11 protein-coding genes and 1 other RNA gene are annotated in these 14,311 nt (G+C 64.6%); 9 read left to right on the forward strand and 3 right to left on the reverse strand.

Features of this window, described 5'->3' with window-relative positions:
• Positions 1-448: 448 nt before the first annotated feature.
• The 4 genes from ACT9T4_RS10460 to ACT9T4_RS10475 all read left to right on the forward strand — a co-directional run bounded on the left by ACT9T4_RS10460 (position 449) and on the right by ACT9T4_RS10475 (position 6,577).
• Positions 449-1,948, forward strand: coding sequence for a purine-cytosine permease family protein (locus ACT9T4_RS10460; protein WP_499116842.1), 1,500 nt, complete (start codon positions 449-451; stop codon positions 1,946-1,948).
• 73 nt (positions 1,949-2,021) lie between these two features.
• A complete protein-coding gene (locus ACT9T4_RS10465) occupies positions 2,022-3,401 on the forward strand; it encodes a sodium:solute symporter family protein (RefSeq protein ID WP_179539058.1) in 1,380 nt (459 codons plus the stop codon).
• A gap of 76 nt (positions 3,402-3,477) precedes the next feature.
• Positions 3,478-5,079: a 5-guanidino-2-oxopentanoate decarboxylase gene (locus tag ACT9T4_RS10470; RefSeq protein WP_499116844.1), complete on the forward strand. Its 1,602-nt coding sequence runs from the start codon at positions 3,478-3,480 to the stop codon at positions 5,077-5,079.
• 49 nt (positions 5,080-5,128) lie between these two features.
• Positions 5,129-6,577, forward strand: coding sequence for an aldehyde dehydrogenase family protein (locus ACT9T4_RS10475; protein ID WP_499116846.1), 1,449 nt, complete (start codon positions 5,129-5,131; stop codon positions 6,575-6,577).
• A gap of 15 nt (positions 6,578-6,592) precedes the next feature.
• Here the strand turns inward: ACT9T4_RS10475 and hrpB are convergent, their stop codons facing one another.
• Positions 6,593-9,139, reverse strand: coding sequence for an ATP-dependent helicase HrpB (hrpB, locus tag ACT9T4_RS10480; protein WP_499116848.1), 2,547 nt, complete (start codon positions 9,137-9,139; stop codon positions 6,593-6,595).
• 151 nt (positions 9,140-9,290) lie between these two features.
• On the opposite strand from hrpB, the gene pmcY reads away from it, so the two are divergent.
• The 5 genes from pmcY to ACT9T4_RS10505 all read left to right on the forward strand — a co-directional run bounded on the left by pmcY (position 9,291) and on the right by ACT9T4_RS10505 (position 11,994).
• The gene (gene pmcY, locus ACT9T4_RS10485; RefSeq protein WP_042552991.1) at positions 9,291-9,710 is read left to right on the forward strand and encodes a periplasmic Zn2+ metallochaperone PmcY; all 420 of its coding nucleotides are present in this window, start codon (positions 9,291-9,293) and stop codon (positions 9,708-9,710) included.
• A gap of 61 nt (positions 9,711-9,771) precedes the next feature.
• Positions 9,772-10,659: a cation diffusion facilitator family transporter gene (locus tag ACT9T4_RS10490; protein ID WP_179539062.1), complete on the forward strand. Its 888-nt coding sequence runs from the start codon at positions 9,772-9,774 to the stop codon at positions 10,657-10,659.
• 155 nt (positions 10,660-10,814) lie between these two features.
• Positions 10,815-11,090 (forward strand): PA2433 domain-containing protein, encoded by a 276-nt coding sequence (locus ACT9T4_RS10495; RefSeq protein WP_042552989.1) that lies wholly within the window; start codon positions 10,815-10,817, stop codon positions 11,088-11,090.
• Positions 11,091-11,194: 104 nt separating this feature from the next.
• Positions 11,195-11,586: a transfer-messenger RNA gene (gene ssrA, locus ACT9T4_RS10500) on the forward strand.
• A gap of 129 nt (positions 11,587-11,715) precedes the next feature.
• Positions 11,716-11,994, forward strand: a complete 279-nt coding sequence (locus ACT9T4_RS10505) for a hypothetical protein (RefSeq protein WP_499116851.1) — start codon at positions 11,716-11,718, stop codon at positions 11,992-11,994.
• Here the strand turns inward: ACT9T4_RS10505 and ACT9T4_RS10510 are convergent.
• Positions 11,987-12,976, reverse strand: a complete 990-nt coding sequence (locus ACT9T4_RS10510; RefSeq protein WP_499116852.1) for a phage integrase — start codon at positions 12,974-12,976, stop codon at positions 11,987-11,989. The genes ACT9T4_RS10505 and ACT9T4_RS10510 overlap by 8 nt on opposite strands.
• Positions 12,976-14,256 carry a phage replication initiation factor gene (locus ACT9T4_RS10515; protein ID WP_499116854.1) on the reverse strand — a complete coding sequence of 427 codons (1,281 nt, stop codon included), beginning with the start codon at positions 14,254-14,256 and terminating at the stop codon, positions 12,976-12,978. The genes ACT9T4_RS10510 and ACT9T4_RS10515 overlap by 1 nt, the downstream gene beginning before the upstream one ends.
• Positions 14,257-14,311: the final 55 nt, after the last annotated feature.

Here is a 14,311-nt window from a genome sequence, read left to right on the forward strand (position 1 = left end):
TCAGCGAGCCATCCGAAGCTCGCCGTGCCGGATACACCCTTGCGGGTTTGGAGCCCTGTCGGTTCCACGCGGCCTTGCCGCACTGCCAACGCACCACCACCCGATGACTGTCGGGGGTGAATAACGGGGTCAGCGTGCCTAGGGTCTGTTGACGTTTCAGAGCGAGCCGCGTTGCCGCGAGAAATCTCGCCAGGCTAGGCGGAGGACGCAGGGAATGGTGTTCCCTTTTCAAGTCCTCCAACGACGCATGGCGAGATTTCCCGCGCAACCCGCAGGGCCGGGCCGGTTTTGCCGCGATGCGGCGTTTCTCGCCGGCTCATTTAGCCCGCTAAACCTCGCGGCTCGTGCCTTGCCTCGCGGCAAAACGGGCTCCGGCGCGGCCGTGCGTGAAACGTCAACAGACCCTACACCGCCCTAATAAAAATCGTGACAGGCGCTGGAGAAACACATGAGCCAATCGACGCGTATCGAAACCTTCGGTGTCGAACAGATTCCCGACAATCAACGCGGCGCCACCCCCATCGATCTGTTCCGTCTGATCTTCGGCGGCGCCAACACCTTCGCCACGGCGGTACTGGGCAGCTTTCCGGTGCTGTTCGGCCTGTCGTTCCAGGCTGGCGTGTGGGCGATCATCCTCGGCGTGGCGGTGGGCGCGGTGATTCTCGCGCCCATGGGCCTGTTCGGCGCACTGAACGGCACCAACAACGCCGTATCGTCCGGTGCCCATTTCGGCGTGCACGGGCGCATCGTCGGCTCCTTCCTGTCACTGCTCACCGCCGTGGCCTTCTTCTCGCTGTCGGTATGGAGTTCCGGCGATGCCCTGGTCGGCGGTGCCAAACGGCTGATCGGCCTGCCCGAGAGCAACCTGACCCTGGGCCTGGCCTACGGGCTGTTCGCGGTACTGGTGCTGGTGGTGTGCATCTACGGTTTCCGCTTCATGCTGTGGGTCAACAAGATCGCGGTGTGGGCATCCAGCCTGCTGTTCCTGCTCGGCCTCTTCGCCTTCGCCGGGCCCTTCGACGCGGGCTATGCCGGTGCCGTCAGCCTCGAACAACCGGGCTTCTGGGCCGCCTTCATCGGCGCCGCGCTGCTGGCCATGAGCAACCCGGTTTCCTTCGGCGCCTTTCTCGGCGACTGGTCGCGTTACATTCCGCGGCACACGCCCAAGCGTCGCATCATGCTGGCCGTGCTCGCCGCCCAGGCCGGCACCCTGATTCCCTTCCTGTTCGGCCTGTGCACCGCCACGCTGGTGGCCAGCCAGGCGCCGCAGTACATCGAAGCCAACAATTACGTCGGCGGCCTGCTGGCCATCTCGCCGACCTGGTTCTTCCTGCCGGTGTGCCTGATCGCCGTGATCGGCGGCATGTCCACCGGCACCACGGCGCTGTATGGCACCGGCCTGGACATGTCGAGCCTGTTCCCGCGCCTGATGAGCCGCGCGGGCGCCACCCTGCTGATCGGCGTGGCGGCCATCGCCTTCATCTTCATCGGCCGCTTCGCCTTCAATCTGGTGCAGAGCGTATCGACCTTCGCCGTGCTGATCGTCACCTGCACCAGCCCCTGGATGGTGATCATGATCCTCGGCCTGATCGTGCGGCGCGGCTTCTACCACGCCGATGACCTGCAGGTGTTCACCCGTGGCGAGCGTGGCGGCCGCTACTGGTTCCAGCATGGCTGGAACTGGCGCGGCCTCGGCGCGTGGATTCCCAGCGCGGCGGTGGGCCTGTGCTTCGTCAACCTGCCCGGCCAGTTCGTCGGTCCCCTGGGCGAGCTGGCGGGCGGCATCGACGTCAGCCTGCCGATCACCCTGAGCATGGCCGCCGTGCTCTACCTCGCCCTGCTCCATCTGTTCCCCGAGCCGGCCAGCGTCTATGGCCCCGCCGGCCCGCGCTGGATACGCCTGAAAAGCAACGCTGCGCCCGCCCTGAACGATGCCGGGATCGCCTGAGCGCGCCCTCGACCGCTTCGCACACCGGGCGCCAGGCGCCCGGATCACAGCCAAGAAAAACGAGAACGAAACCATGATCCTGGATATATCCGTAGTCATCGTTTACGCCGCCGGCATGCTGCTGCTCGGCTGGTATGGCATGCGCCGAGCGCGCAATCAGGAAGATTACCTGGTGGCCGGGCGCAACCTCGGCCCGGCCTTCTACATGGGCACCATGGCCGCCACGGTACTTGGCGGCGCCGCCACCGTGGGCACCGTACGCCTGGGGTACGTGCATGGCATTTCCGGGTTCTGGCTGTGCGCCGCCCTGGGTGCGGGCATCATCGTGCTCAACCTGTTTCTCGCCAAGCCGCTGCTCAAGCTGCGCATCTTCACCGTCACCCAGATTCTCGAACGCCGCTACACGCCCATGGCGCGGCAGGCCAGTGCGGTGGTGATGTTCGCCTATGCGCTGATGATCGCCGTGGTCTCCACCCTGGCCAGCGGCACCGTGCTGCAGGTGTTGTTCGACCTGCCCTTCTGGGTCGCCATCCTGCTTTCCGGTGGCGTGGTGGTGATCTACTCGAGCATCGGCGGCATGTGGTCGCTGACCCTCACCGACATCGTCCAGTTCGTGATCAAGACGGTCGGCCTGATGTTCGTGCTGCTGCCGATCTGCCTGTACCGGGTCGGCGGCTGGGACGCACTGGTGGCGAAGCTGCCGGACACCGCCTTCAGCCTGACCACCATCGGCTACGACACCATCCTCACCTACTTCCTGATCTACTTCTTCGGCATCCTCATTGGCCAGGACATCTGGCAGCGCGTGTTCACCGCGCGCAGCGAGGGCGTGGCCCGGGTGGCCGGCAGCCTGGCCGGTGTGTACTGCGTGATCTATGGCCTGGTCGGTGCGCTGATCGGCATGTGCGCCAAGGTCCTGCTGCCCGACCTGGCCAACGCCAACAACGCCTTCGCCTCGATCGTGCAGAGCGCTTTGCCGGATGGCATTCGCGGCCTGGTGATCGCCGCCGCGCTGGCCGCGATGATGTCCACCGCCAGCGCCGGTCTGCTCGCCGCCTCCACCACGGTGACCGAAGACCTGCTGCCCAAGCTGCGTGGCGGTCGCCCGTCCAGCCTGGGCATGGCGCGCACCTTCACCTTTCTCACCGGGCTGGTGGTGCTGGTCATCGCACTGATCGTCAGCGACGTGATCGGCGCCCTGACCCTGGCCTACAACCTGCTGGTCGGCGGCATTCTGATTCCCATGCTCGGCGCCATCTACTGGAAACGCGCCACCACCACCGGCGCAATCGCCAGCATGGCGCTGGGCTGCGGCACGGCACTGGTGTTCATGTTCCGCGATGGCCTGGAAGCCAATACGCCGATCTACTACAGCCTGAGCATCGGCCTGCTCGCCTTCGTGGTGGGCAGCCTGCTGACCCGGCCTCAGACGAGAGCCACGCGCATCGCCTGAGGCCTGCCATCGACTGCATGCCAGCGTGCCGGCTCGCAGCCGCCGGCACGTCAATATCCACTAAAAGGAAACTGCCATGACCACCTGCGGGGAATTCCTCGTCAAGCAACTGCAGGCCTGGGGCGTCGACACCGTGTTCGGCATTCCCGGCGTGCACACCGTCGAGCTCTATCGCGGCCTGCCGGACAGCGGCATCCGCCACGTCACCCCGCGCCACGAACAGGGCGCCGGCTTCATGGCCGACGGCTATGCACGGGTGAGCGGCAAGCCCGGTGTGTGCTTCATCATCACCGGGCCGGGCATGACCAACATCGCCACCGCCATGGGCCAGGCCTATGCCGACTCCATCCCCATGCTGGTGATCTCCAGCGTCAACGAGCGCGAGCGCCTCGGCCTGGGCAACGGCTACCTGCACGAGTTGCCGAACCAGCGCGCGCTGGTGGCCGGAGTCGCCGCGTTCAGTCATACCCTGATGAGCGTCGAGGAACTGCCCGACGTGCTGGCCCGTGCCTTCGCGGTGTTCGATGGCCAGCGCCCGCGGCCGGTACACATCGAATTGCCCTTGGACGTGATCACCGCGCCAGCCGACCACCTGAACGTACAACCCCGGCTGATCGCTTCACGCCCCGCCCCGCCACCCGCGCTGATCGCGCAGGCTGCACAGCGTTTGCGCCAGGCGCAAAGCCCGCTGCTGCTGATCGGCGGAGGCTGCGTGGCGCAGCCCGAGGCGGTACGCCAGCTGGCCGAGGCGCTGGATGCTCCCACCGCACTGACCATCAACGCCAAGGGCCTGCTGCCTGCCGAACACCCACTGCTGCTGGGCAGCAACCAGTCGCTGTCGCCGGTACGCCAACTGGCGCTGAACGCCGACGTGGTACTGGCCATCGGCACCGAGCTGGGCGAGACCGATTACGACGTGGTGTTCGACGGCAACTTCCGCATCGGCGGCGAGCTGATCCGTATCGACATCGACGCCGACCAACTGACCCGCAACCAGCAGCCAGCGCTGGCGATTCACAGTGACGCGGGCCTGGCCATCGAGGCGCTGCTGAGCGAACTGCCACACCGCGCCGGGGAAGTGCAAGGCAGCGGGGCCAAGCGGGCCAGCGCGGTTCGCCAGCAACTGGCCGAGGAATTCAGCGGCTGGGCCCACTATCGCCGCCTGTTCGATTGCATCCTCGAGGTATTGCCAACGGCGCGCTTCGTTGGCGACTCGACGCAAACCGTGTACAGCGGCAATCACCTGGTCGAACTGGACGGCCCGCGGCGCTGGTTCAATGCCTCCACCGGCTACGGCACCCTGGGCTACGGCCTGCCGGCGGCGATTGGCGCCAGACTGGCCGAACCGACGCGCCCGGTGATCAGCCTGATGGGCGACGGCGGCATCCAGTTCACCCTGCCGGAGCTGGCCAGCGCCGTGGAGGCGCGGGTCGGCATCGTCGTGCTGCTGTGGAACAACCAGGGCTATGGCGAGATCAAGCGCTACATGGAGCGCCGCGACATCACCCCGCTGGGTGTGGACATCTACACCCCGGACTTCCTGACCATCGCCCGCGGCTTCGGTTGCCTGGCCGAGCGTGCCCGCGACCACGCGCACCTGCAAGCCCTGCTGCGCGAGGCACCGGATGACCGCCCGCTGCTCATCGAACTCGCCGAAGCGCCGCCTTTCGCCCCCTGAATCACTCGACCTTTCCACCGCGCTCAGGCGCGGCTACCGGAGCATGATCATGAACACGCCGCACTACATCGCTGGCCGCTGGGCCGCAGGCGAAGGCACCGAGATTCTCAGTGTCGTCGACCCCGCCCTCGCCCAGCCTTTCGCCGAGCTGCGTGCCGCCAGCACCGCTCAGGTCGACCAAGCCGTGGCCGCCGCCCGCCAGGCCCTGCCCGCCTGGAAGAGCAGCGCGCCAGCCGAGCGCGCCCGCTACCTGAGCGGTTTCGCCGCAGCCATCGGCGGGCGGCGCGATGCGCTGATCGAACTGCAGATGCGCAACAACGGCAAGCCGCGCCACGAGGCCGAGGTGGACATCGATGATGCCGTGGCGACCTTCGCCTATTACGCCGATCTCGCTGCAGGCCTGGCCGACCAGCAGAACCGGCCAGTTGCTCTGGCAGCCCCCGGCTTCAGCTCGCACACGCGGTTGGAGGCCATCGGCGTGGTCGGCCTGATCGTGCCCTGGAACTTCCCCCTGGTGACCAGCGCCTGGAAGATCGCCCCGGCCCTGGCAGCCGGATGCACCCTGGTATTGAAACCCTCGGAGGTCACCCCGCTGATCGAACTGGCCTACGGCCAGATCGCCGACGAACTCGGCCTGCCTGCAGGCGTGCTGAACATCGTCGGCGGCAAGGCGGAGGTTGGCGCGGCGCTGAGTGCCCATCCTCAGATCGACAAACTGTCCTTCACCGGCAGCAATGCCGTGGGCAGCCGCGTCATGCACAGCGCCGCCGAGCATTGCCGGCCCGTGACGCTGGAGCTGGGTGGCAAGTCGGCGATCATCGTGTTCGACGACTGCGATGTCGATCAGGCCATCGAATGGATCATCGCCGGCATCTGCTGGAATGCCGGGCAGATGTGCTCGGCGACCTCTCGCTTGCTGATCCAGAACGGCATCGCCGATACCCTCCTGCCGCGCCTAGCCGACGCGCTGAATGCCGTGCGCGTCGGTAACCCGCATGTCGGCAACCCGCTCAACGAGGAGATCGACATGGGCCCGCTGAGCAGCGAAGCACAGTGGCACAAGGTCGGCGACTACCTCGCCATCGGCCAGCAGGAACAGCTCAACTGCCTGGCGGGCGGCCAGCCCCTGGCAAGACAGGGCTGGTTCGTGGCGCCGACGCTGTATGCCGATGTGCCCACCGACAGCCGTCTATGGAACGAGGAAATCTTCGGCCCGGTGCTCTGCGCGCGGCGCTTCGATAGCGAAGCGCAGGCCATAGATTTGGCCAACGACAGCCGCTTCGGCCTGGTCGCCACCGTGGCCAGCGCCGACCTGCAGCGTGCCGAGCGCGTCGCCGCGGCACTGGAGGTCGGCCACGTGTGGATCAACTCGGTCCAGGCGGTGTTCGTGGAAACCTCCTGGGGCGGCACCAAGGGCAGCGGTATCGGCCGAGAGCTCGGCCCCTGGGGGCTGACCGCCTATCAGTCGGTGAAGCACGTGACCCGCTGCCTGGGCTAAGCCATCTGCAGCACGCTACTTGCGCGGTTTCGCCCGCGCCGTGGGCTCGGCGATCAATGGGTCGTCGGGCCAGTAGTGCTTCGGGTAGCGGCCTTTCAAATCCTTCTTCACCTCGGCGTAGGTGGTGCGCCAGAAGTTGGCCAGATCCTGGGTCACCTGCACGGGCCGCCGTGCCGGGGATAGCAGATGCAGCAGCACCTGCTGCCGGCCATTGGCAATGCGCGGCGTCTCGGCCAGGCCGAACAGTTCCTGCAAGCGCACCGCCAATACCGGTGGGTGTTCGCTGTAATCCAGGCCGATGCGCGAGCCGGAGGGCACCGGCAGGCTGCGCGGTGCCCATTCGTCCAGGCGCTGGGGCAACGGCCAGGGCAACAGGGTCTGCAGCATCGACGGCAGATCGAGGTTGCCGAAGTGGCTCAGCCGGGTGACCTTGCCCAGGTAGGGCGCCAGCCAGGCATCCAGGCTGGCGAGCAGTGCCGAGTCCGAAACGTCCGGCCACTCGCTGCTCGCCTGGCTCTGCAGATCGAGCCCGCGCAGCAGCATGATCCGCGCCTGCCATTGGCGCAGCTCGGGCGTCCACGGCAGCAGCGCCAGGCCCTTGCGGCGCACCAGATTGACCAGCGCGGCGGTGCGCGCCTCGGCGCTCAGTCCGGCCAGCGCTTCACTGGACAACACCAGATCGCCCACCTTGCGCTGCCGCTCGGCACGCAGCACACCTTCGCGCTCATCCCACTCGAGCAGATCCTGGCTGGTCACCTGTTCGGCCAGTACGGAGTCGAACAGCGCCGGCTCCAGTTCGGCGGCCAGGTAGATGCGTTCTTCACGCTGGCCCTGGCGGCTGCCCAGGTCGGCAACCACCAGCCAGGCGTGCTTCATCAGCGCATCGGCTTCGTTGAACAGCGCCGCACGGCCATTGGCCAGGCGGTATTCGGCGCCGCCCTCGCGACGCTGCCGGGCGACACGATCCGGGTAGGCGAAAGCCAGCAGCGCTCCGAGCCAGCGACCGCTCTCGGGGTCGCTCACTGCCTCACTGACCGGCACCCGGCGCAGATAACCCTGAAATTGCTTGGCCAACTGCCGCGCTCGCTGCACGCCGCCAGCAGCGCCGCGTGCCGCCCGGCTCTCGCCCGATAGCAACGCCAGGCGACTGTGCAAGTCGGCACCAGCGCCGCACTGGCCGCCGCGCACTATGTCGCGCTCGCCCAGCAGCGCCGCGAGATCACAGGCCAATTCGCCCAGCCCCAACGCCTGACCGCGCAGCAGCAGATGAGCGATACGCGGATGGGCCGGCAACTCGGCCATGGCCTGGCCGTGGGCGGTCAGCACGCCGCGCTCGTCGAGGGCGCCGAGGCGCAGCAACAAGTCGCGCGCCTGGGCGTAGGCAGCGGCAGGTGGTGGGTCGAGCCACACCAGCTCGTCGACTTCGACGCCCCAGCGTGCCAGTTGCAGCGCCAGCCCCGCCAGGTCGGCCTGGAGAATTTCCGCCGAGGAATAGGCAGACAACTGCTCGTGCTGAGCCTGTGACCACAGCCGGTAGCACACGCCGGGTTGCAGGCGCCCGGCACGGCCAGCACGCTGGGTGGCCGACGCCCGGGAAATGCGCCCGGTATCCAGGCGGGTCATGCCGCTGCCCGGGTCGAAACGCGGCACCCGCGCCAGGCCGGCATCCACCACCACGCGTACGCCGTCGATGGTCAGGCTGGTCTCGGCGATATTGGTCGCCAACACCACCTTGCGCAGCCCGGCCGGTGCCGGTTCGATGGCCGCACGCTGGGCCGACAGCTCCAGCTCACCATGCAGCGGGCAGACGCGCACGTCGGACCGCCCAGCCAGCGCCTCGCCCAATTGTTCGGCCACCCGCCGGATCTCTGCCTGGCCAGGCAGGAACACCAACAGGCTGCCCGGCTCATCGGCCAGCGCCTGCAATACGGTTTGCAACACTTTCGGCTCCAGCCATTCACCGGCCTGCCAGGGGGCGCCCCAGCGAGTATCCACCGGGTACATGCGCCCCTCGCTGCGCAGCACCGGGGCATCGTCGAGCAGCCCGGCCAAGCGCTCGCCCTCCAAGGTGGCCGACATCAGCAACACCTTGAGCGGCGCTTCACCGCTGTCGGCGCCGCGAAACATCGCCCGGCCGTTGAGGGTCAGCGCCAGGGCCAGATCGGCGTCCAGACTGCGCTCGTGGAATTCATCGAAGATCACCAGCCCCACCCCCTCCAGCGCTGGGTCGTCCTGCAGGCGCCGGGCGAGGATGCCCTCGGTGACCACCTCGATACGCGTGCGCGGGCCGACCTTGCTGTCCAGGCGAATGCGATAGCCAACGGTCTCGCCGACCACTTCGCCGAGCTCGCTGGCCAGCCGCTCGGCCGCGGCACGCGCGGCCAGACGACGGGGTTCGAGCATGATGATGCGCTGCCCGGCCAGCCACGGCTGATCGAGCACGGCCAACGGCACGCGGGTGGTCTTGCCGGCGCCGGGCGGCGCTTCGAGCACCACTTCATCGCGGTCGGCCAGGGCACGGCAGAGGTCGGGCAGCAGGGAATCGATCGGCAGGGTATTCATCGAGGCTCCATCATTGGCCGGCGATTATACGGCGAACCGCCTCCCGGCTTCGCCGGTCAGATGGCATCGGAAGCTGCGTGTTCGCAGCGCCACAGCAGCTTTGCAATCCGTGCCTTGCTATAGTGGCGTCCACTTTTTCTGGAGGTGCTCGATGCGCACGAAATCCCGTGTTATCGGCGGCGTTCTCGCCGTTACATTGTTCACTCAACTCACCGCCTGCGGCACTATCTTCTATCCAGATCGTCGCGGGCAGATCGAAGGCCGTGTCGACCCGGTCATCGTCGGTCTCAACGCCATCGGCATCCTGTTCTACGTGATCCCCGGCCTGATCGCCTTCGGCGTCGACTTCGCCACTGGCGCGATCTACCTGCCAGGCGGCCTGAGCGCCCAAGTCAGCCCGGACTCCCTGAAGGACGTAGTCGATGCCGACGGCAAGGTCGACACCGCCAAGCTCAAGGCCCTGATCGAAACCCAGACCGGCCACAGCCTGCCGCTCGACGATCCGCGCCTGATCCAGCACAGCGGCAGCAGCGAACAGCTGGCAGCCTATGGTTTGATCCCCGCAGCCTGATTGACCCGCGCAGCCCGTCAGCGATGACGGGCTCCCCACCTGCCGCCCCCATGGATTGCCCATGACCCTCGCTCGCCAGCACGCTCGCCTGATGCGTCAGGCCACTGCCGCCGCACTCTGCGTGGCGCTGACGCTGGTGCTGTGCAAGGCCGTCGCCTGGTGGGCCAGTGGCTCGGTCAGCTTGCTGGCCGGCCTCACCGACTCGCTGCTCGACAGCGCCGCCTCGCTGCTCAACCTGATCGCCGTGAACATCGCCCTGCGCCCCGCCGATGACGACCACCGTTACGGCCATGGCAAGGCCGAGGCCCTCGCCGGGCTGGGCCAGGCGCTGTTCATCGGCGCCAGCGCGATACTCGTCGCGGTACAGGGCGTCGATCGCCTGCGCCACCCCGAGCCGCTCGATGCACAGGCACTGGGGATCGCGGTGATGCTGCTGTCCATGGTCCTCACCGTGGCCTTGCTGCTGTTCCAGCGCCATGTGGTACGGCAGACCGGCTCCACGGCAATCCATGCCGACTCGCTGCACTACCGCTCCGACCTGCTGCTAAACGGCGGCATCCTCCTCGCGCTGCTGCTCGCCTACTTCGGCTGGCAACAGGGCGACGCGCTGTTCGCCATCGGCATCGCCGCGTACATCCTGTGGAGCGCCTTCAGCATCGCCCGCCAGTCGGTCAGCGTGCTGATGGACCAGGAACTCGCCCCCGACGTCAGCACGCGCATGAGCGAGCTGGCCTGCGCGGTACCCGGCGTGATCGGCATCCACGACCTGCGCACACGCCTGTCCGGCACCCGCTGGTTCGTGCAGTTGCACGTCGACCTGCCAGGCACGCTGAGCCTCAATGAAGCCCATGCGCTCTGCGAAAAGGTCGAGGATGCCATCCGCGCCGAATTCGCCCAGGCAGAGGTGCTGGTACACGCCGATCCCCTGGATATACCTGCACCAAGTTGATGCAGGCCATGCGCCACCAGAAAAACACTGAACCGCCGTCACGAAAGGCCAGTCAGCTTCAGTAAGCCCAAATGATTTGGGTGGGTCGCTCCCGGCTTTCCTCACCCTCGACCAGGGCGGCACCGGGAACCTATTCGTGATGAGAGGATTACCACATGAAGCGCGTATCCATGTTCGTCATTGCCGCCGTACTGGCCGCACCAGCCTTTGCAGCCGATGACCTGTGCACCGTCAACCTGCAGAAACTCGACAATGCCGTGGCCACCAAAGCCACCCTCGCCGATCCGCTGAAATCCCAGGTTCAAGAAGCCAAGAAGCAAGCCACCGATGCTCAGGCTGCTGGCGACCTGAAAGCCTGCGGCACCCACGCCGAGCGTGCCCTGCAACTGCTCGACGCCCCAGGCGACGACGGCAGCGGCGCAACCAGCTGATGAGAACCAGGCCAGCCGTAACGCTGGCCTGATTCAGCAGGCGCAGTGCATGCCGGTCGACTCCACCCGACCTTTGGCGTACACTGCACGCCTTGCACGCTTTTGGGGCCGATTAGGATTCGACGCCGGTAGCGAAGCTCGAGGTGCATGCCGACTTGGTAACAGAAGTCGTAAATCCACTGTTGCAACTTTCTATAGTTGCCAATGACGAAAACTACGAGGGCTACGCTCTCGCTGCGTAAGCGGCGCGACTAGTCCTTCTGGTAGCTTCGGCTCCAGCGATCACTAGGGGATGCCTGTAAACCTGAAGTGATTGTCATGCAGAACAGGATCGCCGCGTAGTACGTTGTGGACGAAGCGGCTAAAACTTACACAACTCGTCCAAAGCACCCTGCCCGTCGGGCGGCTGAGGATTAACTTAATAGACACGGCTAAGCATGTAGTACCGACAGTGGAGAACTGGCGGACGGGGGTTCAAATCCCCCCGGCTCCACCAAATAAACCCCTGATTTTCCTAGCGAAAGTCAGGGGTTTTTCTTTGGGTGTCGAAAAAGTGTCGAAGAGACGAACATGACATCCGATAAGGAACTAGCATTACAGTGCCACCACTGAAGGAGAAGGATGAATGGCACGCATATACAGAACAGTCAGTCACGCAGATGGATATGTTGGGCTAGCTCAATACGAGATCAAAGGTGACAAGATCTACCGCACCGTGTCCCATGTGGGCGGGTATGTCGGGTTAGCTCAATATCAGATCAAAGGCGACAAAATCTACAGAACAGTAAGCCATGTAGACGGCTACGTTGGATTGGCTCAGTACCAAATCAAAGGAAAAAAGATCTACAGAACGGTAAGCCACGTTAATGGCTACGTCGGGCTAGCTCAGTACGAAATCAAATAGTTAATCCGGCCGGGCCGAACCGAAGAGCATCCTGCAGATGGTCAGGTGCCAGATGGGCATACCTCATAGTCATAGCCAAGCTCGAATGACCCAAGATGCGCTGCAGCGTGACGATGTTTCCGCCGTTCTGGATGAAGTGGCTAGCGAAGGTGTGGCGCAGTGCGTGCGCTGCCTGCCCCTTCGGTAGCTTGATGGTCGTTCGAGCCAAAGCACGGCGGAACGCGGTAATGGCTGAGTTAGGCTGACCATACTCACGCCAGTGACGAATGATCCTAGCCTCAAGTTCTGCAGTTATCGGCACCGATCGCACCTTGCCGCTTTTGGTACCACTGAACGTAATCACCCGGTTACGCACCGAATGGGACTTGAGTTTTTCGGCCTCCGACCATCGAGCACCTGTAGCCAAGCAGATCAACACGATGATTTCGACGTGCGGGTTATCGCAGCCCGACCGGATGGCCTCAAGCAGCTCGGCTATCTGCTCATTAGTCAGCCAAGACAACTCACGTTCCTGGACACGCAACGGCTTCACCAGCTCAAGCGGGTTCGGGTAGTCAATGGCGCCCAGGCCGCGCAGCTCGTTATATACCGCACGCAGGTAACCCAGCTCGTTATTCAGCGTCTTGGGTGAGGTGCCGGCTTCCATTCTCAAACGTCGGTCATTGGCATAGACGTGCGGGTCGAGGCGTATCGCAACGGGATCGCGCAGACGATTGGCCAGATACAGCAGCTTTCTCAGCCGCCCGGCTGCATACCGCAGCGAATGGCCGTGCAAGTCATACCAGAGCTGCATGAGTTCAGAGAGCCGGCGCTTGTCCTTGGGCTTGGGTGACCAATGCTTGTCTTCTACGAGCCTGGCACGGCACGAGGCTTCGAAGCGCTGGGCTTCGCCCTTGGTCTTGAATGTCTTGCGGAAGCGCTTGCCCTTGATGGGCTCAACGTCGACCTTCCAGCGACCGTCAGGCTGTTGCTGTACCGCCATCAGACCGCCCTACCCCACCGCACGTGTCGCTCCTGCAGCAGATCCTTTATGTGCTTGTAGAGATCATCCTGGGTCATGTCTTTAGCGGCGTAGTGATCGCGGATGACCGGCCAGCAGTCCCATTGCAGGAGGGTCTTAAACGCCTTTTTTGCGCCCACCTTTTCCCTCGCCAGCAGGCTGATAAAGTTGCCCAGGAACAGCTCAACGTTCTTTCCCGAGAAGCCGCGAGACGTCTTGTAATAGCGCTTGTATTCGGTGTCATCCAGCAGGGAATCAACCGGCAGATCGACGCGCACACCTTCACGAATCAGCGTCCAGATGGGCTCAAAATAGCCAGGACGGCAGAGCAGCTTGAATTGGCGGAGGCCATAGCGCCACAAGCCGTCCAGATGCCCAGCGAAGGCAGCAAACGAGCTGGTATCGATCAGGGCGCCGGACTTCAGGTCGATAGAGCCACTGGCGAATTGCTGGACGATTGAGTGGTGATAGCGCAGCTCTACACGCCATACATCGGCGTCAGGATCATAGTTATCCGGGTCTTGCGGATCGAAGCTGTCGCGACGCTTCCAGACGCTTTCCCAGTAGTCGAGCTTGTCGGTAGCCCGGGCCTGTTCGGTCTTGTTGTAGATCGCCAATTGCACACCACTGGCCGAACCGAACATGAAGGTTTCGCCACGTCCGTAGGTGCTGGATTTAGTCGTCCAGTTGATTTCGTTGATGCCGGAAATGTCGCGTTGGGTGCGTGCCCGGCAGTGCATGCGGGCGACCAGATCCACAGGCGGTTTCCAGCCTTGCAGATCCAGGGCGAGGTGAACGGCGCACTGGTTGATTTCGCGATGGGTCAGGACAGCCGAGGCGTAATAATCCATGCGGTCTTGCAGACGCTCGGGCGACAGGGCGTCGATTGCATGGGGCGAAACTTCGATTTTCAGATGGGCGCCGATGGCGTCGATCTTGGCGTTGAAGTTCTTCACCAAGAGGATGATGCCCAGGTCAGCATTCTGGAGTTTGTACTGGTAGCCAGAGTCTTTGCTGACACGGCCCGAGTGCCAGATCTGGCCAGCGAATTCGACCATGGTGCCGGGCTTCTCGAACAGACTCATGATGTCCGGGCGGATCATGCCCCGGTACAACTGGCGCACGGTATCGACGCCACAGCGGAGCAGGCGTACACGCGAAAGGTCGGTCAGTGCTGCTGATGCCGCATCCATGAAGAGACGACCCGTCTTGCTCTCAAGGCCGGTTGCTCGGTCAATCCGTCGCTGATCTTTAACGCTCATGTGTTTTTTCCCTTTATTGGCCAGTAATGGCCACTTTCAAGCTGATTTATCTGAC

The organism is Pseudomonas sp. SZ40, from assembly GCF_052958135.1.